This window comes from Xenorhabdus sp. PB62.4 (genome assembly GCF_014467285.1).
GTDB lineage: Bacteria > Pseudomonadota > Gammaproteobacteria > Enterobacterales > Enterobacteriaceae > Xenorhabdus.
The window spans coordinates 21,501-46,213 of sequence record NZ_NKHR01000023.1 but is presented as its reverse complement, the minus strand read 5'-3'; the positions used below and the strand labels follow the sequence as shown (position 1 = coordinate 46,213).

14 protein-coding genes and 1 pseudogene are annotated in these 24,713 nt (G+C 46.6%); 6 read left to right on the top strand and 9 right to left on the bottom strand.

The annotated features are described in order from the left end of the window. A partial coding sequence (locus tag Xenpb_RS15910) for an IS1 family transposase (RefSeq protein WP_304952540.1) occupies positions 1 to 108 on the bottom strand: 108 nt, incomplete at its 3' end. A gap of 305 nt (positions 109 to 413) precedes the next feature. Between Xenpb_RS15910 and Xenpb_RS15905 the strand changes: the two genes are divergently transcribed. From Xenpb_RS15905 to Xenpb_RS15880, 6 genes and pseudogenes are all read left to right on the top strand, one after another. Beyond that, positions 414 to 1,325, top strand: coding sequence for an NAD(P)/FAD-dependent oxidoreductase (locus Xenpb_RS15905; RefSeq protein ID WP_368666833.1), 912 nt, complete (start codon positions 414 to 416; stop codon positions 1,323 to 1,325). A gap of 128 nt (positions 1,326 to 1,453) precedes the next feature. Further along, on the top strand, positions 1,454 to 1,705 hold the full coding sequence (locus Xenpb_RS15900) for a YdgH/BhsA/McbA-like domain containing protein (protein ID WP_187655212.1): 252 nt from the start codon (positions 1,454 to 1,456) through the stop codon (positions 1,703 to 1,705). A 520-nt stretch (positions 1,706 to 2,225) separates the two neighbouring features. Next, positions 2,226 to 2,330, top strand: a pseudogene (locus Xenpb_RS15895) (IS1 family transposase); the annotation flags it as partial. 663 nt (positions 2,331 to 2,993) lie between these two features. Further along, positions 2,994 to 10,628 (top strand): neuraminidase-like domain-containing protein, encoded by a 7,635-nt coding sequence (locus Xenpb_RS15890; protein ID WP_187655211.1) that lies wholly within the window; start codon positions 2,994 to 2,996, stop codon positions 10,626 to 10,628. A gap of 52 nt (positions 10,629 to 10,680) precedes the next feature. Next, positions 10,681 to 15,138 (top strand): SpvB/TcaC N-terminal domain-containing protein, encoded by a 4,458-nt coding sequence (locus Xenpb_RS15885; protein ID WP_187655210.1) that lies wholly within the window; start codon positions 10,681 to 10,683, stop codon positions 15,136 to 15,138. A gap of 53 nt (positions 15,139 to 15,191) precedes the next feature. Continuing rightward, a complete protein-coding gene (locus tag Xenpb_RS15880) occupies positions 15,192 to 18,242 on the top strand; it encodes an RHS repeat-associated core domain-containing protein (RefSeq protein ID WP_187655209.1) in 3,051 nt (1,016 codons plus the stop codon). 218 nt (positions 18,243 to 18,460) lie between these two features. Here the strand turns inward: Xenpb_RS15880 and Xenpb_RS15875 are convergent, their stop codons facing one another. From Xenpb_RS15875 to Xenpb_RS20085, 8 genes are all read right to left on the bottom strand, one after another. Then, entirely contained in the window at positions 18,461 to 19,519 is a 1,059-nt protein-coding gene (locus Xenpb_RS15875; RefSeq protein WP_187655215.1) for a hemagglutinin repeat-containing protein, read from the bottom strand. Between the two features lie 150 nt (positions 19,520 to 19,669). Next, positions 19,670 to 19,894: a hypothetical protein gene (locus Xenpb_RS15870; RefSeq protein ID WP_187655208.1), complete on the bottom strand. Its 225-nt coding sequence runs from the start codon at positions 19,892 to 19,894 to the stop codon at positions 19,670 to 19,672. Between the two features lie 65 nt (positions 19,895 to 19,959). Continuing rightward, positions 19,960 to 20,208: a hypothetical protein gene (locus Xenpb_RS15865; protein ID WP_187655207.1), complete on the bottom strand. Its 249-nt coding sequence runs from the start codon at positions 20,206 to 20,208 to the stop codon at positions 19,960 to 19,962. A gap of 141 nt (positions 20,209 to 20,349) precedes the next feature. Then, complete coding sequence (locus tag Xenpb_RS15860; protein WP_187655206.1) at positions 20,350 to 20,553, bottom strand: hypothetical protein; 204 nt, start codon at positions 20,551 to 20,553, stop codon at positions 20,350 to 20,352. Further along, positions 20,553 to 22,421: a VENN motif pre-toxin domain-containing protein gene (locus Xenpb_RS15855; RefSeq protein ID WP_187655205.1), complete on the bottom strand. Its 1,869-nt coding sequence runs from the start codon at positions 22,419 to 22,421 to the stop codon at positions 20,553 to 20,555. Before Xenpb_RS15855 ends, Xenpb_RS15860 begins: the two co-directional genes overlap by 1 nt. Before the next feature lie 4 nt (positions 22,422 to 22,425). Continuing rightward, positions 22,426 to 22,665, bottom strand: coding sequence for a hypothetical protein (locus tag Xenpb_RS15850; protein WP_187655204.1), 240 nt, complete (start codon positions 22,663 to 22,665; stop codon positions 22,426 to 22,428). Further along, positions 22,649 to 23,578, bottom strand: coding sequence for a hypothetical protein (locus tag Xenpb_RS15845; RefSeq protein WP_187655203.1), 930 nt, complete (start codon positions 23,576 to 23,578; stop codon positions 22,649 to 22,651). Before Xenpb_RS15845 ends, Xenpb_RS15850 begins: the two co-directional genes overlap by 17 nt. Positions 23,579 to 23,785: 207 nt before the next feature. After that, on the bottom strand, positions 23,786 to 24,712 hold the full coding sequence (locus tag Xenpb_RS20085) for a hypothetical protein (RefSeq protein ID WP_255523163.1): 927 nt from the start codon (positions 24,710 to 24,712) through the stop codon (positions 23,786 to 23,788). Between the last annotated feature and the right edge of the window lies 1 nt (position 24,713).

Here is a 24,713-nt window from a genome sequence, read left to right as displayed (position 1 = left end):
GCAGCAGGCATAACAGCGATAACGCTGATGTCCTCCATTTCCTTTTCCATGCCCTTTGACCTGTTCTGATTTGTGACAATAACGACAATAGACGTCAACTTTAGCCATGCTTTACCTTGATCACTAAGAATCGGGAAGTCTACCACAACTAACTATTTAATACATGACCACGACATTAGTTTATAAAGATGGAAAACCTGTAGATTCTCTGATTGGCGTTGTTTCGCTATCACAATTTAAGAGTCTGGTTTCTCAAAATTTGTAGCCCTGTCTGAATTAATTCAGGAAATTATGGGGCTGATTTATTTTGTTAATCCAGCTTTTGGTTCCAAGGTTATCATTTACGGGTAAAACAAGGAGCATTTAATGTCTTTTTATACGAAAGTGCTAATTATAGGAACAGGCCCCACGGGATATCGGGATATACTGCGGCGATATATGCCGCCAGAGCGGGCCTTTCCCCTATTGTAGTCTCCGGTTTGGAGGTTGGAGGGCAATTAATGAATACATCTGATGTTGAAAACTGGCCGGGAGAGCCGGGAGGGACAACAGGCCCGGAATTGATGTTAAGGATGGATAACCATACAAAAGAATTTGTTCCGGAAATAATCAATGACCACATTGTTTCAGTCGATTTTAATGTAACCCCTTTTCTCGTCTCCGGTGAGAAAAATAAATATCAGGCAGAGAGTATAATCATTGCAACCGGGTCAACCGCACGTTATTTAAATTTACCGGCTGAAAATAACTTACAGGGTAAAGGGTTGTCGGCCTGTGCGACTTGTGATGGTTTTTTCTATAAAGGGCAGGATGTTGCCGTTATCGGGGGTGGCAATACCGCCGTTGAAGAGGCCCTGTATCTTTCCAATATCGCCAGACGGGTCTTTCTTATTCACCGGCGGGATGAACTCAGGGCTGAAAAAATCCTGCAAGATAGGCTGATGGCGAAAGTTAAGGAAGAGAAAGTCGATATACTCTGGAATACCGAGGTAAAAGCGTATATCGAATATCAGGGAAAATTTAAGGGGCTTGCTTTAACAAATAAAATTGATGGCCTTTTATATGACCTCCCCATTGGAGGGTGTTTTATGGCAATAGGTCATACTCCAAATACCGCATTTTTACAGAATAAGTTAAAACTGAAAGAAAGATATATTATTGTCAATGGCAAGAGTCAACCGCTTGAAACAATGACATCAACCTCTGGTGTATTTGCCGCTGGGGATGTTGCTGATAGCAAATATCGTCAGGCCATTACTTTTGCGGGTTCAGGGTGTATGTCTGCGCTTGACGCGGAGAAATGGTTACATCTTAATAATTGTTAACCACTATTAATTTGTATTAAATTAATATAATTATATTTTTCTCTATGTCTCTTGACCTAAAGTTTCTGTCAATATGTAAAATACTATACAGCTTTTTCGTAAACTGAAAATTAACATAGGATTACAAGATGAAAACTTCAAGATATATAACTCCGTTATTTTTATTAAGTGCTATTTCATTTGGTTCATCGGCTGCGAGCGAGGTCAAATCCGCTGTAGGAGAGAAGATTGGCGTTATTTCCGTAACAGGGGCAGAAACTTTGGATACACTCATTGATAAATTATCCAAAAAAGCTAGTGAGGCTGGAGCAAAACATTTCCGAATTACTTCTGCTGTTGGTAAAAACCATTTAAATGGAACTGCCGAAATATATAGATAGCTGATGTTTTTCCATCCAATAATGGAATTATCCTATAGACATCTTAACATGTATCTGGATAAATATTTAGGAGTGATCTAGTACTGAATAATTAGCCTTAACTCTGTTCAATGACAACTATTTTCGGAAGCACATAAACCCAAGCCCAGTTACTTCGACTTAAAAGTGTAGGTTGTAGGAAGTTAATCCTAACACGATTTTCGAAAAAAAAACTGGGCGCTACATTAAAATAGTATGATATCTGTGTAGAATTGAATAAAAAAAACTATTTTTCCGGATGTAAATAATAAACCGCCCTAATTCATCCACTGCTTACAAGAGTTTACTATTTCCAACGGGATAATATATTTAAAAAGAATAAGCATAAAAGGATAACAGAAATGTGGTCATGTATTGAATGGTTAGTTGTTGTGATACCTTTCTGCCTTTTTATGGTGAAACATGGCTAAAGTTGATGTTCATTGTCGTTATTGTCACAAATCAGAAGACGTTAAAGGACATGGAAAAAGAAACGGAGGATACCCGCATAAAAAGGTTGAATCGAAAAACGCTTGGCTATTCCAAATCGGAGGAAATGCACGACAAAGTGATAGGGACATTTATTGAGCGTGAAAACTACGTTTAGCGAGTGATCTAACTATTCAATACATGACCCTGAAAAGAAAGAACAACAAAAGAAGATAGTAATGATTGCGTAAAATTCGGCTGAATTTTAATAATTCCACCTTAGTCTAATAGGCATCTATACGAATAACCAATAAAGGTTACATTGAGCCTGAGCTATTTAAGAACCATTTCATGTAACACAATGGGGTTATTTATAATATTCTGTTTTTTAACATTCCTCTTATATGAGGTTTATTCACTAAATATAAATAAGGTTTTTTATAATTATCAGTGGCATAACCATGTAAACCTCCCATATCATTCTTATTTTACCCTCAAGACATTGATGATTTTTATTGTGATTGGATTTACATAATAACTTTCATTATTTTTCTGATGCTTTTTGAAAGGAAATGAAATTCTCATGTGTGACATTGATAGGAAAGGCATAACGTTTTAAATCACTCTTTGTTTGTGAAACGTTATTTATTCAACCAGATTATAAATTAAGTGTTGAAAATAAAAATGAGTAAAAACATGCCCTCCCCCCTTCTCAATAACATCGTAGTTAATATGATTAATATCAAATAAAGAAAATTAGATCGTAAATAAGATAGTAGTCTACAAGATATTAGCCATTAAACTTTCTGAAACACCTTTTTATAAAATAATTGAGGTTATTATGTACAGTACAGATTTGTTACTGAATAAAATCAATCAAACTCGCGAAGGTCAATCAATGACCCTCGCCGATCTTCAGCCTTTCTCATTCGGCGAACTCAGAAAAATGTTCGAGGAACGGCTTAGCTGGGGGGAAACCCACTATCTCCATCACGAAGCCGTTGAACAAGAAAAACGTCATCGTCTGCTGGAAGCCCGTATTTTCACCCGAGCTAACCCGCAATTATCCAATGCCATCCGCTTGGGTATTGAACAAGACAGCCTTTCACGCAGTTATGATGAAATGTTTGGTTCCCGCTCTTCTTCCTTTGTGAAACCGGGCTCTGTAGCTTCCATGTTTTCGCCGGCTGGCTATCTCACAGAATTGTACCGTGAGGCGAAAGACCTGCATTTCAAAAGCTCTGCTTACCATCTTGATAACCGTCGTCCGGATCTGGCTAATCTGACATTGAGTCAGAATAATATGGATGCAGAAATCTCCACCCTGTCACTGTCTAATGAGCTGTTGCTGGAACATATTACCCGTAAGACTGGAGAGGATTCGGATACATTGATGGAGAACCTGTCGACTTACCGTCAGGCTATTGACACGCCTTACCATCAGCCTTATGAGACTATTCGTCAAGTCATTATGACGCATGACAGCACCTTGTCAGCGTTGTCTCGCAATCCGGAGGTCATGGGGCAGGCGGAAGGGGCGTCATTACTGGCTATTCTGGCAAATATTTCGCCGGAACTTTATAACATTTTGATCGAAGAGATTACGGAAGAGAACGCTGAGGCTTTATTTGCGAAAAACTTCGGTGAAAATATTACGCCCGAGAATTTCGCGTCACAATCATGGATAGCTAAGTATTATGGTCTTGAGCTTTCTGAGGTGCAAAAATACCTCGGGATGTTGCAGAATGACTATTCTGACAGCACCTCTGTTTATGTGGATAATATTTCAACGGGCTTAGTGGTAAATAATGAAAGTAAACTAGAAGCTTACAAAATAACACGTGTAAAAACAGATGATTATGATAAACATGTAAATTACTTTGATTTGATGTATGAAGGAAATAATAAGTTCTTTATACGTGCTAATTTTAAGGTATCGAGAGAGTTTGGGGCTACTCTTAGAAAAAACTCAGGGACAAGTGGAGTTGTCGGCAACCTTTCCGGTCCCCTAGTAGCCAATACTAATTTCAAAAGCAATTACTTAAGTAACATATCTGATAATGAATATAGAAAAGGTGTGAAAATATACGCTTATCGCTATACTTCTTCCACTAGCGCCACAAATCAGGGCGGCGGAATATTCACTTTTGAGTCTTATCCCCTGACTATTTTTGCGCTCAAACTGAATAAAGCCATTCGCTTGTGCCTGGCTAGCGGACTTTCACCGAATGAACTGCAAACTATCGTACTCAGTGACAATGCACAGGGCATCATAAACGACTCAGTTCTGACCAAAGTCTTCCATACTTTGTTCTACAGTCACCGTTATGCACTGAGCTTTGATGATGCACAGGTGCTGAACGGATCGGTCATTAATCAATATGCCGACGACGACAGTGTCAGTCATTTTAACCGTATCTTTAATACACCGCCGCTGAAAGGGAAAATCTTTGAAGCCGACGGCAACACGGTCAGCATTGATCCCGGTGAAGAGCAGGCTACCTTTGCCCGTTCGTCCCTGATGCGTGGGTTGGGTATCAACAGCGGTGAGCTGTATCAACTGGGCAAACTGGCGGGTGTAGTGGATACCCCAAATAACATCACGCTTTCTGTCTCCGTTATCTCTTCACTTTATCGCCTCACGTTACTGGCCCGTGCCCATCAGTTGACGGTAAATGAGCTGTGTATGCTTTATGGTTTTTCTCCGTTCAATGGCAAAACAACGGCTTCTTTGTCTTCCGGAGAGTTGTCACGGCTGGTTATCTGGCTGTATCGGGTGACGCAGTGGCTGACCGAGGCGGAAATCACCACTGAAGAGATCTGGTTATTATGTACTCCAGAGTTCAGCGGAAATATTTCACCGGAAATCAGTAACCTGATTAATACCCTCCGACCGCGTATTAGTGAAGATATGGCGCAAAGTAACAATCGGGAGTTTCAGGCTGAAATTCTCGCGCCGTTTATTGCTGCAACGCTGCATCTGGCGTCACCGGATATGGCGCGGTATATCCTGTTGTGGACCGATAACCTGCGACCGGGCGACCTGAATATTGCCGGGTTTATGACACTGGTATTGAAAGAGTCGTTAAGTGCCAATGAAACTACCCAACTGGCACAATTCTGCCATGTGATGGCACAGTTATCGCTTTCCGTGCAGACACTGCGCCTCAGTGAAGCAGAGCTATCTGTGCTGGTCATCTCCGGATTCGCCGTGCTGGGGGCAAAAAGTCAACCCGCCGGACAGCATAATATTGATACTCTATTCTTACTCTACAGATTCCACCAGTGGATTAATGGATTGGGCAATCCCAGCTCTGACACGCTAGATATGCTGCGCCAGCAGACACTCACGGCAGACAGACTGGCCTCCGTGATGGGGCTGGACATCAGTGTGGTGACACAAGCCGTGGCCTGTGCCGGGGTGAGCAGTCTTAAAAGCTGGCAGAACATCAACTCTGTGCTGCAATGGATAGATGTAGCCTCAGAATTACACACCATGCCATCAGTTATCCGAACGCTGGTGAATATCCGTTACGTGACTGTACTGAACGAGGCAAAGTCAGAGTTACCTTCCTGGGATGAGTGGCAAAAACTGGCAGAAAATATGGAAGCCAGCCTCAGCAAACAACAGGCTCAGGCACTGATGGATCATACCGCAGAGCGCCTGAGTAGCGTGCTGTGCAATTGGTTTCTGGCGAATATCCAGCCAGAAGGTGTGTTCCTGCAAAATCGGGATGACCTGTACAGCTATTTCCTGATTGATAATCAGGTTTCTTCTGCCGTGAAAACCACCCGACTGGCGGAAGTCATTGCCGGTATTCAGCTCTATATCAACCGGGCACTGAACCGGATAGAACCCAATGCCCGTGCCGATGTATCAACCCGTCAGTTCTTTACCGACTGGACGGTGAATAACCGTTACAGCACCTGGGGTGGGGTGTCGCGGCTGGTTTATTATCCGGAAAACTACATTGACCCGACCCAGCGTATCGGGCAGACCCGGATGATGGATGAACTGCTGGAAAACATCAGCCAGAGTAAGCTCAGCCGGGACACAGTGGAGGATGCCTTTAAAACTTACTTGACCCGCTTTGAAACCGTGGCAGATCTGAAAGTTGTCAGCGCCTATCACGACAACGTCAATAGCAACACAGGGCTGACCTGGTTTGTCGGACAAACGCGGGAGAACCTGCCGGAATACTACTGGCGTAACGTGGATATCTCACGGATGCAGGCGGGTAAACTGGCCGCCAATGCCTGGAAAGAGTGGACAAAGATTGATACGGCAGTCAGCCCATACAGGGATGCAATACGTCCGGTCATATTCAGGGAACGTTTGCACCTTATCTGGGTAGAAAAAGATGAAGTGGCGAAAAATGGTATTGACCCAGTGGAAACCTATGACCGTTTTACACTGAAACTCGCGTTCTTGCGCCATGACGGCAGTTGGAGTGCCCCCTGGTCTTACGATATCACGACGCAGGTGATGGCGGTCACTGACAAAAAACCTGAAATTGAACGATTGGGATTGGCGGCCTCAGGCTTTCAGGGCGAGGATACGCTGTTGGTTTTCGTGTACAAAACCGGGGAAAGTTATGGCGACTTTGGCAGCAGCAACAAAAACGTAGCAGGGATGACGATTTACAGCGATGGCTCCTTGAAAAAGATGGAGAACACAGCACTGAGCCGCTACAGCCAACTGGAAAATACCTTTGATATCATTAATACTCAAGACAACAACTTGGTAAGAAAGGCCAGCTATCGTTTTGCGCAGGATTTTGAAGTACCTACCTCGTTGAAGATGGGTTCTGCCATCGGTGATTATAGTCTGACGGTGATGGAGAACGGGAATATTCCGCAGATAACCAGTAAATACTCCAGCGATAACCTTACTATTACACTACATAACGCAGCTTTTACTATCAGATATGATGGCAGTGGCAATGTCATCAGAAACAAACAAATCAGCGCAATGAAGCTTGCTGGTGTGGATGGAAAGTCACAGTATGGCAATGCATTTATTATCGCAAATACCCTTAAGCGTTATAGTGGTTACTCTGATCTTGGAGGCCCAGTTGCCGTTTATAATAAAACGAAAAACTATATTGCATCAGTACAAGATCGTCTTTACGGGTCAATGTATAGCAGGCGTTTGATTTTGACACCTGTTGATATGGGCACTGGAACGATAGGAAAGAGTGAGAGTTATCATAATCGACTTTTCGAGTTTCCATTTTCTCCAAACAGTGCCTTGCGCGCAGTTTTCACTGTTGGTAGCAATAAGACCAGTGATTTTAAAAAGTGCAGTTATGCTGTTGATGGTAATAATAATTTTGGCTTCCAGATATTTAGTTCTTATCAATCATCTGGCTGGCTGGATATTGACACAGGTATTAATAATACCGATATCAAAATTACGGTGGTAGCCGGCAGTAAAACCCAGACTTTTACCGCCAGTACCGATGCAGCTTCCTTGCCGGCCAACAGTTTTGATGCCATGCAATACACCTTTAATCCCTTGGTTATTGATGCTTCAGGGCTGGTTTATCGCAATAACTCGGCACCGGTCAATATCACCTTTGAGGCGAAAGCGAAAGATGGTCGTGTGCTAGGTAAAATCAGCAAGACTCTGAATGTAATAAGGCGCAACTACAACCCGGGTAATATTCTCTGTCTGCGAGAAACTCATACAGGTGTGCAGTATATGCAAATCGGGGTTTATCGCATTCGTCTCAATACCCTGCTGGCCCCTCAACTGGTGTCCAGAGCGAATATCGGCATTGATACCATCCTCAGTATGGAAACCCAAAATATTCAGGAACATCAGTTGGGACGTGGAAGCTATATCACGATAACTATTCCTAAATATCATGCCAACAAGCATGGAAGCAACCGTAGGGCTGATTTTATACTGAATCGTGGTCGTTCTGACGAATCCATAGAAATGGGAGATCATATTTTCTGGAGTGGTATATTGGGGGATACAGAACAACAAGTTACTCTATTTGCTCCTATTTCCCGTTTAGAAAAGGAATTCTCTGATCCAATTAATTTCCCCTATGACAGAGAGAAAGGCTTAGGTGTATACCTGAAATGTCAAAAAGGTCGGTTACAGTCCGGTACATTAAAGGTAGATAACACTACTCTTGCATTGACCACATTTACCAAAATATCTGGTTGGAGTGCTGACAGGGATGTTGGTGTTGTTATCTCAGGACAGAACATCGAACCCTTGGATTTTAACAGCGCCTGTGCCCTCTATTACTGGGAACTGTTCTACTACACCCCGATGATGTGCTTCCAGCGTCTGTTACAGGAAAAACAATTCGATGAAGCCACCAAATGGATGAACTACGTCTACAATCCGGCTGGTTATATCGTTAACGGGGAAATTGCGCCCTGGATCTGGAACTGTCGCCCGCTGGAAGAGACTACTTCCTGGCATGCCAATCCGCTGGATGCGGTTGATCCGGATGCCGTTGCCCAGCATGATCCGACGCACTATAAAGTGGCCACCTTTATGCGCCTGCTGGATCAACTTATTATGCGGGGAGATATGGCCTATCGCGAACTGACCCGCGATGCGTTGAATGAAGCCAAAATGTGGTACGTGCGTGCCTTGGAGCTACTCGGTGATGAGCCGGAGGATTACGGCAGTAGTCAATGGGCTGCACCATCCCTTTCCGTCGCAGCCAGCAAAACTATGCGGGCGGCTTATCAGCAAGACCTTGCGGCGTTGAATCGTGGAGATGTTCCCACGCAGCCCCGTACCGCTAACTCGCTGGTCGGGCTGTTCCTGCCGGAATATAACCCGGCGCTCACCGATTACTGGAAAACTCTGCGTCTGCGCCTGTTTAATCTGCGCAACAATCTGTCTATTGACGGGCAGCCGTTATCGCTGGCGATTTACGCCGAACCTACCGATCCGAAAGCGCTGCTCACCAGCATGGTACAAGCGTCTCAGGACGGCAGTGCATTGCCAACAGGCACCTTGTCGTTATACCGTTTCCCGGTCATGCTGGAGCGGGCCCGCAATCTGGTGGGGCAATTGACTCAGTTTGGGGCTTCTTTGCTCAATATGGCAGAGCATGATGATGCTGATGAATTCACCACATTGTTACTTCAGCAGGGCATGGAGCTGGCGACACAGAGCATCCGTATCCAGCAACGGACAGTGGATGAAGTCGATGCCGATATTGCCGTACTGAAAGAAAGCCGACGCAGTGCACAAAATCGTCTGGAGAAATACCAGCGGCTGTATGACGAAGATATCAACCACGGAGAGCAGCGGGCCATGTCACTGTTTGATGCAGCGGCAAGTCAATCTCTGGCCGGTCAGGTGCTTTCAACCGCCGGAGGAGCGGTCGATTTGGCACCCAATGTATTCGGTTTCGCTTGTGGCGGAAGCCACTGGGGAGCACCACTGCACGCCGCTGCGTCTGTCATGTCACTTTCAGCAACAGCTTCCCAATATTCTGCGGAAAAAATTAGCCGTTCTGAAATCTATCGCCGCCGTCGTCAGGAGTGGGAAATTCAGCGTGATAACGCTGACGGTGAAGTGAAACAAATGGATGCTCAACTGGAAACCCTGAAAATCCGTCGCGAAGCAGCACAAATGCAGGTGGAATATCAGGAAACCCAACAGGCGCAAACTCAGGCTCAGTTAGAATTATTACAGCGTAAATTCACGAACAAAGCGCTTTACAGTTGGATGCGCGGCAAGCTGAGCGCCATCTACTACCAATTCTTTGACCTGACCCAATCCTTCTGCCTGATGGCACAGGAAGCGCTGCGCCGCGAACTGAACGACAAGGGTGTGACCTTCATCCGGGGCGGTGCCTGGAACGGTACTACCGCGGGTTTGATGGCCGGTGAAACGTTGCTACTGAACCTAGCTGAAATGGAAAAAGCCTGGCTGGAACGCGATGAACGGGCACTGGAAGTAACCCGCACCGTGTCGCTGGCGCAGGTATACCAAGCCTTACCATCAGACAGCTTTAATTTGACCGAAAAACTCACCCAGTTCCTCCGTGACGGCAAAGGCAGTGTGGGTATTTCTGGCAATGAGCTGAAACTCAGCAACCGCCAGATGGAAGCCTCAATACGGTTGGCCGACCTGGATATTTTCGGCGATTACCCCGAAAGTTTAGGCAGTACCCGCCAGTTGAAGCAAGTGAGTGTCACCTTGCCGGCACTGCTCGGCCCGTATGAAGATATCCGGGCAGTGCTGAACTATGGCGGCAGCGTGGTAATGCCACGCGGTTGCAGCGCCATTGCTCTCTCCCACGGTATGAATGACAGCGGGCAATTTGTGCTGGATTTCAGTGATACCCGTTACCTGCCGTTTGAAGGTATTCCGGTGAATGACAGTGGCAGCCTGACGTTGAGCTTCCCGGATGCGACCGACCGGCAGAAGGCGCTGTTGCAGAGCCTGAACGATATCATTCTGCATATCCGTTACACCATCCATTCTTAATTAAAACATTGTGATAAGCAGGCTCCTGAGGGAGCCTGTTTAAGGAGTTTTTATGCAGGGTTCAACACCTTTGAAACTTGAAATACCGTCGTTGCCCTCTGGCGGCGGATCACTGAGAGGAATGGGAGAAGCATTCAACGCCGTCGGAGCGGAGGGGGGAGCGTCATTTTCACTGCCCTTACCGGTCTCTGTCGGGCGTGGTCTGGTGCCGGTGCTATCACTTAATTACAGCAGTACTGCAGGCAATGGGTCATTTGGGATGGGTTGGCAATGTGGGGTTGGCTTTATCAGTCTGCGTACCGCCAAGGGCGTTCCACACTATACGGGACAAGATGAGTATCTCGGGCCGGATGGGGAAGTGTTGAGTATTGTGCCGGATAGCCAAGGGCAACCAGAGCAACGCACCGCAACCTCACTGTTGGGGACTGTTCTGACACAGCCGTATATCGTTACCCGCTATCAGTCCCGCGTGGCAGAAAAAATCGTCCGTTTAGAGTACTGGCAGCCTCAGCAAAAACGTGAAGAAGAGACTTCTTTTTGGGTACTTTTTACTGCGGATGGTTTAGTGCACCTATTGGGTAAGCATCATCATGCACGTATTACCGACCCGCAAGATGAAACCAAAATTGCCCGTTGGCTTATGGAGGAGACAGTCACTCATACTGGGGAACATATCTATTATCACTATCGGGCAGAAGACGATCTTGGCTGTGATAAGAATGAGCTTGCTCAGCATTCAGGTGTTACGGCCCAGCGTTATCTGGCAAAAGTCAGCTATGGCAATACTCAGCCGGAAACCGCTTTTTTCGCTGTAAAATCAGGTATCCCTGCTGACAATGACTGGTTGTTTCATCTGGTATTTGATTACGGTGAGCGTTCATCTTCGCTGAACTCCGTACCCGAATTTAATGTTTCTGAAAAATGGCGTTGTCGTCCGGATAGTTTCTCCCGCTATGAATATGGGTTTGAAATTCGAACCCGTCGCTTGTGTCGCCAAATTCTGATGTTTCATCAGCTAAAAGCGCTGGCAGGGGAAAATGTTGCAGAAGAAACACCGGCGCTGGTTTCCCGTCTTATTCTGGATTATGACCTGAACAACAAGGTTTCCTTACTGCAAACGGCCCGCAGACTGGCACATGAAACAGACGGTACGCCGGTGATGATGTCCCCACTGGAAATGGATTATCAACGTGTTAATCATGGCGTGAATTTGAACTGGCAGTCCATGCCACAGTTAGAAAAAATGAACCCGTTGCAGCCATACCAACTGGTTGATTTATATGGAGAAGGAATTTCCGGCGTACTTTATCAGGATGCTCAGAAAGCCTGGTGGTACCGTGCTCCGATACGGGATATCACTGCCGAAGGAACGAATGTGGTTACCTATGAGGATGCGAAACCACTGCCACATATTCCAGCACAACAGGAAAGCGCGATGTTGTTGGACATAAACGGTGACGGGCGACTGGATTGGGTTATTACTGCAACAGGGTTACGGGGCTACCACACAATGTCACCGGAAGGTGAATGGACACCCTTTATTCCATTATCCGCTGTGCCAATGGAATATTTCCATCCGCAGGCAAAACTGGCTGATATTGACGGGGCAGGGCTGCCTGACTTAGCGCTTATCGGGCCAAATAGTGTACGTGTCTGGTCAAATAATCGGGCAGGGTGGGATCGCGCTCAGGATGTGATTCATTTGTCAGATATGCCACTGCCGGTTCCCGGCAGAAATGAGCGTCATCTTGTCGCATTCAGTGATATGACAGGCTCCGGGCAATCACATCTGGTGGAAGTGACGGCAAATAGCGTGCGCTACTGGCCGAACCTGGGGCATGGAAAATTTGGTGAACCGCTGATTATGACAGGCTTCCAGATTAGAGGGGAAACTTTTAACCCCGACAGACTGTATATGGTAGACATAGATGGCTCAGGCACCACCGATTTTATTTATGCCCGCAATACTTACCTTGAACTCTATACCAATGAAAGCGGCAATCGTTTTGCTGAACCTCAGCGTATCGATCTGCCGGATGGGGTACGTTTTGATAATACTTGTCGGTTACAAATAACGGATACACAAGGATTAGGTACCGCCAGCATTATTCTGACGGTCCCCCATATGGATGTGCAGCACTGGCGATTGGATATGACCACATTCAAGCCTTGGCTGCTGAATGCCGTCAATAACAATATGGGAACAGAAACCACGCTATATTATCGCAGCTCTGCCCAGTTCTGGCTGGATGAGAAATTACAGGTTTCTGAATCTGGGATTACGGCTGTCAGCTACTTACCGTTCCCTGTGCATGTGTTGTGGCGCACGGAAGTTCTGGATGAAATTTCTGGTAACCGATTGACTAGCCATTATAATTACTCACATGGTGCCTGGGATGGTCTGGAACGGGAGTTTCGTGGTTTTGGGCGTGTGACGCAAACTGACATTGATTCACGGGCGAGTGCGACACAGGGGGCACATGCTGAACCACCGGCACCTTCGCGTACTGTTAATTGGTACGGCACTGGTGTACGAGAAGTCGATATTCTTCTGTCCACTGAATATTGGCAGGGGGATCAACAGGCATTTCCCCATTTTACCCCACGCTTTACCCGTTATGACAAAAAATCCGGTGATGATATCGCCATCATGCCGAACGAACAGGAAGAATACTGGTTGTTTCGGGCGTTAAAAGGACAACGCTTACGGAGTGAGTTGTATGGGGATGATGATTCTATACTGGCCAGTACACCTTATTCAGTGGATGAATCCCGCATCCAAGTACGTTTGTTATCGGTTATGGTATCGGACATTCCTGCGGTACTGGTTTCGGTGGCCGAATCCCGCCAATACCGATATGAGCGGGTTGCTACCGATCCACAGTGCAGCCAAAAGATCGTCCTTAAATCTGATGCGTTAGGATTTCCGCAGGACAATATCGAGATTGCCTATCCGAGACGTCCACCGCCTGAGTTATCGCCTTATCCGGATACCCTGCCCGAAACACTTTTCACCAGCAGTTACGACGAACAGCAGATGTGCCTTCGTCTGACACGCCAGCGTTCTTCCTATTATCATCTGAATCATGATGATAATACGTGGATCACAGGGCTTATGGATACCTCACGCAGTGACGCACGTATTTATCATGCAGATAAAGTACCGGACGGTGGATTTTCCCTTGAATGGTTTTCTGCCACAGGGGCAGGAGCATTGTTGTTGCCTGATGCAGCAGCCGATTATCTGGGACATCAACGTGTGGCATATACCGGTCCAGAAGAACGGCCCGCCATTCCTCCGCTGGTGGCATACACTGAAACCGCAGAGTTTGATGAACGATCGCTGGCGGCTTTTAAGACGGTCATGGATGAGCAGGAGCTGACAAAACAGCTGAATGATGCTGGCTGGAATGTTGCAAATGTGCCGTTCAGTGAAAATACAGATTTCAGTGTCTGGGTGGGACAAAGGGAATTTACAGAATACGCCAATGCAGACGGATTCTATCGACCATTGGTGCAACGCGAAACCAAGCTCACAGGTAAAACGACAGTGACGTGGGATAACCATTACTGTGTTATCACCGCGACAGAGGATGCGGCTGGCCTGCGTATGCAAGCGCATTACGATTATCGATTCATGGTTGCGGATAACACCACAGATATCAATGATAACTATCACACCGCAACGTTTGATGCACTGGGGAGGGTAACCAGCTTCCGTTTCTGGGGGACTGAAAACGGTGAAAGACAAGGATATACCCCTCAGGAAAATGAAACTGTCCCCTTTATTGTCCCCACAACGGTGGATGATGCCTTGGCATTGAAACCCGGCATACCTGTCGCAGGACTGATGGTTTATGTCCCTCTGAGCTGGATGGTTCGGGTCAATTTTTCTAATCATATCAACTTTTCTAATTATGAAGAGCTAAAATCGGCTGGGATCATCACTGAAGATGGTTATCTCTTGTCGCTTGCTTTTCGCCGCTGGCAACAAAATAATCCTTCCTCTGCTATACCAATGCAAGCCAATTCACAGAACCCACCCCATATCCTGAGCGTAATCACCGACCGCTATGATGCCGATCCGGAACAACAATTACGTCAAACGTTTACGTTTAGTGATGGCTTTGGGCGAACATTACAAACAGCAGTACGCCATGAAAGTGGTGAAACCTGGGTACGTGATGAGTACGGGGCCATTGTGGCTGAAAGTAATGGTGAACCTAAAACGGCGATGACAGATTTCCGTTGGGCAGTTTCCGGACGTACAGAATATGACGGAAAAGGGCAGGCTCTGCGTAAGTATCAACCGTATTTCCTGAATAGTTGGCAGTACGTCAGTGATGACAGTGCCCGGCAGGATATGTATGCCGATACCCATTGCTATGATCCTTTGGGGCGTGAATATCAGGTTATCACGGCCAAAGGCGGGTTACGTCGATCCTTATTCACCCCCTGGTTTGTGGTGAATGAAGATGAAAATGACACTACCGGTGAAATGACAGCATAAAGTTCAGTGGTGTCTGTTCGCTGAACATGCATCACTTCATTTAGGAATGAATTATGAAGAATTTCGTTCACAGTAATACGCCATCCGTCAACGTATTGGACAACCGTGGTCAGACAGTACGCGAAATAGCTTGGTATCGGCACCCCGATACACCTCAGGTAACAGATGAACGCATCACCGGTTATCAATATGATGCCCAAGGTGCGCTGACCCAGAGTATTGATCCGCGATTTTATGAACGCCAGCAGACAGCGAGTGACAAGAACGCCATTACACCAAATCTTATTCGCTTGTCATCACTCAGTAAGAAAGTACTGAGTACGCAAAGTGTGGATGCTGGAACCAGTGTCGCCATGCATGATGTTGCCGGGCGCCCCGTTTTAGCTGTCAGCGCCAATGGCGTTAGCCGAACGTTTCAGTATGAAAGTGATAACCTTCCGGGACGCTTATTAAGTATTACCGAGCAGGTAAAAGGAGAGAACACCTGTATCACGGAGCGATTGATCTGGTCAGGAAATACTCCGGCAGAAAAAGGCAACAATCTGGCCGGGCAGTGTGTGGTCCACTATGATCCCACCGGAATGAATCAGACCAACAGCATATCATTAACCGGCATGCCCTTGTCCATCACACAGCAATTACTGAAAGATGACAGAGAAGCAAATTGGCAAGGTATGGATGAATCTGGCTGGAAAAACGTGCTGGCGCCGGAAAGCTTCACTTCTGTCAGCACAACAGATGCCACCGGCACGGTATTAACGAGTACAGATGCTGCCGGAAACAAGCAACGTATCGCCTATGATGTGGCCGGTCTACTTCAAGGCAGTTGGTTGGCGCTGAAGGGGAAACAAGAACAGGTTATCGTGAAATCCCTGACCTATTCGGCTGCCAGCCAGAAGCTACGGGAAGAACATGGTAACGGGATAGTGACCACATATACACATGAACCCGAGACGCAACGAATTATTGGCATAAAAACAGAACGTCCTGCCGGTCATGCCGCTGGGGAGAAAATTTTACAGAACCTGCGTTATGAGTATGATCCTGTCGGAAATGTGCTGAAATCAACTAACGATGCTGAAATTACCCGATTTTGGCGCAACCAGAAAATTGTACCGGAAAATACTTACACCTACGACAGCCTGTACCAGCTGGTTTCCGTCACTGGGCGTGAAATGGCAAATATTGGCCGACAAAAAAACCAGTTACCCATCCCCGCTCTGATTGATAACAATACTTATACTAATTACTCTCGCACTTACGACTACGATCGTGGGGGGAATCTGACCAGAATTCGCCATAATTCACCGATCACCGATAATAACTACACAACGAACATGACAGTCTCAGATCACAGCAACCGAGCTGTACTGGAAGAGCTGGCGAAAGATCCAACTAAGGTGGATATGTTGTTCACCCCCGGCGGACATCAGACCCAGCTTGTTTCCGGTCAGGATCTTTTCTGGACACCTCGTGACGAATTGCAACAAGTGATATTGGTCAGTAGGGAAAATACGACGCCTGATCAGGAATTCTACCGTTATGACGCAGACAGCCAGCGTGTCATTAAGACTCATATTCAGAAAACAGGTAACAGTGAGCAAATACAGCGAACATTATATTTGCCAGAGCTGGAATGGCGCACGACATATAGCGGCAATACATTAAAAGAGTTTTTGCAGGTCATCACTGTTGGTGAAGCGGGTCAGGCACAAGTCCGGGTGCTGCATTGGGAAACAGGCAAACCGGCGGATATCAGCAATGATCAGCTGCGCTACAGTTATGGCAACCTGATTGGCAGTAGCGGGCTGGAATTGGACAGTGACGGGCAGATCATTAGTCAGGAAGAATATTACCCCTATGGGGGAACCGCCGTGTGGGCAGCCCGAAGTCAGTCAGAAGCTGATTACAAAACTGTGCGTTATTCTGGCAAAGAACGGGATGCAACAGGGTTGTATTACTACGGCTATCGTTATTATCAATCGTGGACAGGGCGATGGTTGAGTGTAGATCCTGCTGGTGAGGTCGATGGTCTCAATTTGTTCAGAATGTGCAGGAATAACCCCATCGTTTTTTCTGATTCTGATGGCCGTTTCCCCGGTCAGGGAGTCCTTGCCTGGATAGGGAAAAAAGCTTATCGACGGGCAGTCAACATCACGACAGAACACCTTCTTGAACAAGGCGCTTCCTTTGATACTTTTTTGAAATTAAACCGAGGATTGCGAACTTTTGTTTTGGGTGTGGGGATGGCAAGTTTGGGGATTAAGGCTGCAACGATTGCGGGAGCGACGCCTTGGGGGATCGTCGGGGCTGCAATTGGTGGTTTTGTCTCCGGGGCGGTGATGGGGTTTTTCGCGAACAACATCTCAGAAAAAATTGGGGAAGTTTTAAGTTATCTGACGCGTAAACGTTCTGTTCCCGTTCAGGTAGGCGCTTTTGTTGTCACATCGCTTGTTACGTCTGCACTATTTAACAGCTCTTCGACAGGTACAGCCATTTCCGCAGGAACAGCGGTAGCCGTTGGAGGATTAATGGCTTTAGCCGGAGAACATAACACGGGCATGGCTATCAGTATTGCCACACCTGCCGGACAAGGTACGCTGGATACGCTCAGGCCCGGTAATGTCAGCGCGCCAGAGCGGTTAGGAGCACTATCAGGCGCAATTATTGGCGGAATATTACTTGGCCGCCATCAGGGAAGTTCTGAGCTTGGGGAACGGGCAGCGATTGGCGCTATGTATGGTGCTCGATGGGGAAGGCTCATTGGTAATCTATGGGATGGCCCTTATCGGTTTATAGGCAGGTTACTGCTCAGAAGAGGCATTAGCTCTGCCATTTCCCACGCTATCAGTTCCAGAGGCTGGTTTGGCCGAATGATAGGAGAAAGTGTAGGGAGAAATATTTCTGAAGTATTATTGCCTTATAGCCGTACACCCGGTGAATGGATTGGTGCAGCCATTGGCGGGACAGCCGCGGCCGCTCATCATGCCGTTGGGGAGGACGTTGCCAATGCCGCTAGCCGGGTTACCTGGAGCGGTTTTAAACGGGCTTTTAATAACTTCTTCTTTAACGCCTCAGCGCGTCATAATGAATCCGAAGCATAACAATTCCGAAGCATAACAATAATGTTCATTTCCACTTTGTCATCCATGACAAAGTGGGTTTTTCCAATGTGTGGGTAGAGACCCCGTACAGGGTCTCTGTTCAGTTAATTTTTAGATCAAGAACGAATGGTGGTAAGCGTCCGGTGATCTCACCTTGCTTTGTCAGATAAAAACGAAGTGGGATTTAGCTAAACGGGTTCTCAGGCCAGGGAAGAAGTTCATTCAACCGGTTGTTCGGCCAGGTGGGTATCGGCGGTGACTTTCTCGCCACTGACCTGCGCCCCTTTGAGCGTGGTGTCCTGACCGGATTTCAGGCTGACCTGATTGCCCGCATCAATCAGTGTTTCGCTATGGGTGACGCCGTCGCCGGTTTCATGCCCCTTGCCCTTATTGACACTGGCAGAGAATTTGATGCCGTAACCGCCCTGACCGGCGGTCAATCCCACACCGACACTACCGCCTTTGCTGCTGTTTTCACCGCGCGTCGTCTGGGTATTTTCAGCGGATTGCAGGACGATATCCCGTTTCGCGGCCAGGGTCACATCACGCCCTGCTTTCAGACTGCTGCCTGCAATCTGAATATTGCCGCTGTCTGCCTGAGCGTTGTCGCCTTTTGCGGTAATACGGATATCCCGCCCGGCATTAAGCTGACTGCCCTGTGACTGTGTCTGCTCTGTGCGGGTTTCGGATTTCGCCGACTGGCTGCCATAGGAAAGCTGGATACCGATAGTGTCGGTCGGTTTTTGCGCCTCACCGCCCGCCTGATTAATCGCATCTGCTTTGGCGGATCCCGCCTGACTGAGCTGCCAGGCCTGATAACCCTGCGCCCCGGACAGCACCGACTGGGTGCCTTTCAGCGCTTTCAGCCGCCCGTCCCCTTCGGTTCTGGCCTGCTGGGCCGTACTGACTGCAGTATTGAGCGCACTGCCCACCGTGCCGGACAGCGCCAGTGTCAGGCCGGACTGTTTCGACTCAAATGTCTCTTCCCGGCGGCGTTTGTCCTGCCCCGGGTCAATCTGCACGCTGTCGCCGGTAATCAACTGATGCGCAAATTCCGTACTGGAGACCACGCCTTCAGCCTCGATCTGCTGAGCCAGTAAGGAAGACATGTCATTTTTCATGCGTGACGGCACATCTTCACCCAATACACGATCTATCGCCTGACGCACTAACAGACCATTGGCAGGAATATCACCGTATTTTTCCTTACAGGCAGCCGGATTTGACGCACAGACTACAATCAGTTCTTGTTGCTGTTTGAGGCTCAGATCTTCCATTTCTTTCACAAGCTGTTTGCAGTCGCCGCGCGCCTCGCACCCTTTTGCCCTCGCTGCAAAATCATCGACTTGGTCAGCGTGCAGGTAGTTTGCCTCAACTGGGTTTTTCGCAGTAAAAAGATTCCAGAGCTTGAGTTAGGATTTTTCTGACTAATACATTTTAAATAACCAAAGTACAAACCCAGCTAAAGCACCTGCTCCCCCAATTTGCAAATGAACTCCTATATTGTCTTTGATGGAACAAAAAATATCGGCTTTGTCTATAAACCATAAACTAAAGGCCTGTGAGATAACACTCAGCAAGAAGACAGCCAAGAAAAAAGAAAATGACAGATAACACATAATCACTATTGATTTCATTTTATTTTTTTTCATTTTGCTGTTTTCCTTCTTGCATTGCTCCGCCAACAGTAGAGTTGAACCAACCTGATACTGCTGAATCACCAACGTTGCCAGCCACTGATGGGACTGAACTTTGTTTCATAGGCTTTGTGATAGTCCAAATTCCTATCTGCCGTGGCTTTCTTCGTCGCCTTCATCGCTTCATGCGTATTGTAGATATCCATCACCTGGGTGCCGATTTCAGCGATAGCCTGTGCCTGCGCCAGCCTCTGCTGCTCTTTCTCCTTGTCGAAAATCGGACTCAGGCCATTCGCTGCATTATCAGTATCCCAGCTTAAGTCAGCCACATCCTGTGTCTGCTTACCCGCTAGCAGCTGCTTGCTGACCGAGTTCTAACATTTTTTGGTCTGTAAATACTTTCGGGTCGTATACTGTTTTCTTAAATGGGCCGTTTTTACCATCACCTTGCTTGGCTGGGATCTTTGAAGTCAAAGCCATCTAGAACGGTATGCTAACCAAATAATTGCGCCGCCAGCTCCACCGAGAGTACTTCCCATTTTAAAACCTTTTATCCAATCGAGCTGATAAATATTTTTATCAGTCAAAATCCATTCCAGTGCTATAAGACCAAATGAGCATGTTAACCCATACGCAAGTATCAACAAGATCAAAGTAATTAAAGGACGTTTCATTATCTTTCATCCTTATTATTTACTTTGTCGTTAGTCATGCTATTGCTGATATTATTACCACGTATTGTTTGACCATTTGTGATATTACTGTTTACTTCAGCCCCACTAGCTTCTAAGAAAATAGAACCCAAAAATCCTCCTGATATACCAGGAAGCGGACCAAAATTAGCTTCCCCAGATATAAAATTGGAATACACAGGTTTTTCTGCATATTTAAATGCGTCTCGGCTTGCAGGCATCCCAAAATAATTTTTAATTGCATTGGCTTCTAACTTACTTGTAATTGCAGAGCCAAATCCGTAACCCAATGTTGTACCAAACGCGGCCCCAACGACTGCCGCCTCTGAGTTCTGACCTGCTACTTGACTACTGAAATAGGCACTACCCGCGTTTAACTGGACATTCGTATGCAATGATCGGCCAGTTCCCGTCCAACCGGTGAAACCCGCGAGGAATAAGCTCGTATAATCAAATTTATCTCCGGTATTACCGTTGTAAACCTGAACACCAGCATTCGCGCCCATACTCAGTCCAGTACCTACTACTTTCGCTCCTGCGGATGCATTTGAATTTATTAAAGAACGTCCTCCCGCTATCAAGCCAACTACATTCTCGGGTTCAGCAATGAAAGCACCTGCCCTATCCCAATTGTCCGTATGCTTGTTACCATATTCCGCATTCTGACTATTGACATAAAGCACCGCGTTTTTAACTTCCTCATTATTCAGCGAACCATACAACCATTTAGGTCTTGATGCCGCCGAGATACCACCATCTATTTTGAGCTTGTCTTCACCCGCTGCACAGACGAGTGAGTTTTCTTCGCAAGTTTTCCGGTATCGCTCTGAGTTTTCCTTGTGTATCGCTGCATACTTATCAATGACAGGCTGACAATCGCTGCCAGCAGCTTTACAGGCCGTCATTTCTTTATCAAACGCACGGGCCTCATCAAAGCTCAAAAAGTTATTCTCAATCGCATTCTTCGCCGCCGACGCCCCGCTTACCCCGCCTGCCGTGGAATCCGTTGCCAGTCCTGCCGCTATCCCTCCTGCCAGTGTAGACAAGTTACTGACTTTTTCCTTCTCATCTGGCGACAATTCACTCAGATTTTTGGCTGGGTAAAGCGCACTGGCTATCGCCGACGCTGCCAGTTCACCACTGACCGCCCCCGTTGCACCCGCCATAGCAGAGCCACCTTTCATCTCAGCAATCACGCCGCCCAAAATCGCATGCGCCACCAGATTGGTCGCTTTTTCTTCTGCCGTCAGTTGCTCATACGGCTTACCGCTGTAGGTCAGCTCCTTGACCGCATTGGCCAGATAAGGCGCCGCGCTGCCAGCGATGGCGGCTTTAATATCCCCGCCGGCCAGTCCTTGCAGGGCAGTCACGACAGCCGTCACGGCCTGACGCTGACCGCCGCCAACTTCCGCACCCTGTGCTTTGAGTGCCGCGTCGTAAGCAATTTTATGCGCCCGGTCTGCAATGGATTCCGCTGTGATTTCCCCGTTCTCCTGCCTCAGCTGCGCTTCGGCTTGCTGTTTCAGGGCCTGCTGCGTTTGCGGGTCTTTCAGTTTTTCCGTAGCGGTTTTTGTCGCTTTAATCGCTTCGTGTGTACTGTAAATATCCAGTACCTGCGTGCCGATTTGGGCAATGGCCTGCGCCTGCGCCAGCCGTCGCTGCTCTTTTTCCTTGTCGAAAATCGGACTCAGGCCATTGGCGGCATTATCGGTATCCCGGCTTAAGTCAGCCACATCCTGTGTCTGCTTATCAGCATCCCGCACCACAATCGTGCCATCACTCACCGCCGCATGGGTGGTCGATGACTGGCTGTCACGCTGATTGCTGCCCGCCAGCAGGCTCGAGGCCATAACGTCATCTACGTAACTTGTATTCTATAAACCAAGCACCTATTCCAACTACTAATCCTGCCCATACGCTTGCTTTAGTAATTTTCTTCACATATTCAATCGAAAAAAGAAAATCACCACCAATAAATAACCAAATAATGCTATCAACTATACAGTAAATAAGCAGTCCCATGAGAGAGAACACTACTATAGATAAAATGGTCACAACAAAAAAATATTCAAATTGATTAATTTTTTGATTCATTACCTTTCTCCTTTTCCTTAACATAGTTAATTCCTTTTTGAATCTCAGTATTGGTAGTTTCTGTTGTGAAGGCTGAACCTATATTTCCAGCAATGCCAGGAATAGCACTCGGTTTCATATCTTTCGAAAGCCCATAGTCACCTTTTATTGCTCCTCCCTGCAATTTAGGATTATATTTCGGATCCCAGCCTCCCGATTTCCATAATCCATACTGATTCACTCCTGAACTAATAATTTTACCTGCGCCATACCCTATGCCAGCTCCTGTTCCTGCACTGAACATATTCAGACCAATAGTGGACAAGTCATCCCCTTTCACCGCACTGGCAGCACCACCCATACCCGCATTCCAGCCAACAGTGCCCCAAAATCCTGTATAGGCAGTAAAGGCTCCCGTCCCAAAGGCAAATCCCACATCAATCGGATTAACTTCTCCTGTAAACCAGTATTGGACTCCTGCATTTGCACCAGCCCCTATCGTACCCGTTGTCAGCATCATTTTACCTACGCCATCACCAAATACAGGTGCCACTTTACCCACCACTGGTGCCACAGCTCTGCCTGCCCAAGGTGCCGCAATTATCGTTGTGGCAACCACTGCGCGCTGAGCATTATTGCCTTTCTGTAACACTTCGTAGTTATCAATGACCGGACTAAGTTTACTGAGGCTATCTGCTGTCATCTGTTGACAAAACGAGTAACAATCCGGGGATTGTTGAAGTTTGATTAGCGCTTCTCGTTCTTGTGCCAAATACTCTTTGGTGATTCGGGTTTCTACCGCTTTCTGTTGTTGGTCGCTGTCTGCTTTATTACGACCTTCAATTAAACGGTCTTTCTCTTTATCCGTCGAAGCCGTTTCGTATTTTTCCTGCCACGACGTAATTTGTTTGGCGGTTAAATAGTTATTCTCCACAACTAACGAATATCAAATAACCAAAGCACAAAGCCGACTAGAAATCCAGATGTACTGACTTTTAAGTACATACTAACGTTGCTACTAATGAAGGTGAAAATTTCTTTTCCACCTCCAATCCAATAACCAAGTGTTGCAGCTAGTATGCACATGAAAAATATGAAGAGAAAAAAAGAGCAAGATAAATACAATAAAGCTAATATCGACTTATTTTTTTTCATCTTGTTGCACCTTATCTTTTATAGCTTTCCCCATGCTATCGTTAAATACACCTGATGTTACTGAATCACCTATATTACCCGCTATAGAAGGAATTGAACTCTGTTTCACTGGTTTAGTAATTGTCCATACACCTGTTGGAACCCATTCATATTCTTTTGACACAGGATTAAAAATTTTATTGAATGGAACCTTGATAGTATTACCGATAGCATATCCTGCACTGGCTCCGCCTTTACTTATTATTGCATTCAAGAAAGGATCATCTCCTTTGATTTCTGCTGTGTAATAGCCGCCTACTGCATTCCAAGTAACGGTTGGGTTATAACCTTTCCCTGCTGTAATAGCGCCGACAACACCTGCTCCAATTACATCAGATAACTTCACTTCTCCTGTTGTGCCATATTGAATAGTTGCATTTACACCACTGGTGACTCCTGCCGCAATGAGTTGTTCCTTTCCTTTTGCCCCCTGAATCATCGCCTTTGCACCAAAGACCATCACAGGCCATGAAGTTGGATCTAAGGCGACAGCGGCAACTCTGTTTGAAGTAGTAATATTATCCTTCAAAAACTGTAAATCCTTACCATTCAAATACTGCACTATCTTGATGGCATCGGGATCTTTTAGTTTCTCTGACAATCGAATTTGTAACGATCCCTCATCAAACGCCACATTCGTATTTGCTTGAATAATTTCTTCATAAGTCACGCAGGTAATACCGCCTCCTTTGCATTTTTCCTCTAATTCGGCACTATTCTTATTGCTGATGTCCAAATACTTCTGAATGACAGCACCGCAGTCCCCTCCTTTGGCCTTACACTCGGCCAACTCTTTATCAAAACGGCGGCTTTCGTCTTCGTACAAATAGTTATTCTCAATCGCATTTTTTGCCGTAATCGACGGAAAATTCAAA

Excerpts from the sequence above, each read along its gene's own strand:
- Xenpb_RS15900 (WP_187655212.1), top strand. The coding sequence starts at position 1,454 with ATGAAAACTTCAAGATATATAACTCCGTTATTTTTATTAAGTGCTATT.
- Xenpb_RS15890 (WP_187655211.1), top strand. The coding sequence starts at position 2,994 with ATGTACAGTACAGATTTGTTACTGAATAAAATCAATCAAACTCGCGAA.
- Xenpb_RS15885 (WP_187655210.1), top strand. The coding sequence starts at position 10,681 with ATGCAGGGTTCAACACCTTTGAAACTTGAAATACCGTCGTTGCCCTCT.
- Xenpb_RS15880 (WP_187655209.1), top strand. The coding sequence starts at position 15,192 with ATGAAGAATTTCGTTCACAGTAATACGCCATCCGTCAACGTATTGGAC.
- Xenpb_RS15875 (WP_187655215.1), bottom strand. The coding sequence starts at position 19,519 with ATGGAAGATCTGAGCCTCAAACAGCAACAAGAACTGATTGTAGTCTGT.
- Xenpb_RS15870 (WP_187655208.1), bottom strand. The coding sequence starts at position 19,894 with ATGAAAAAAAATAAAATGAAATCAATAGTGATTATGTGTTATCTGTCA.
- Xenpb_RS15860 (WP_187655206.1), bottom strand. The coding sequence starts at position 20,553 with ATGAAACGTCCTTTAATTACTTTGATCTTGTTGATACTTGCGTATGGG.
- Xenpb_RS15855 (WP_187655205.1), bottom strand. The coding sequence starts at position 22,421 with ATGGCCTCGAGCCTGCTGGCGGGCAGCAATCAGCGTGACAGCCAGTCA.
- Xenpb_RS15850 (WP_187655204.1), bottom strand. The coding sequence starts at position 22,665 with ATGAATCAAAAAATTAATCAATTTGAATATTTTTTTGTTGTGACCATT.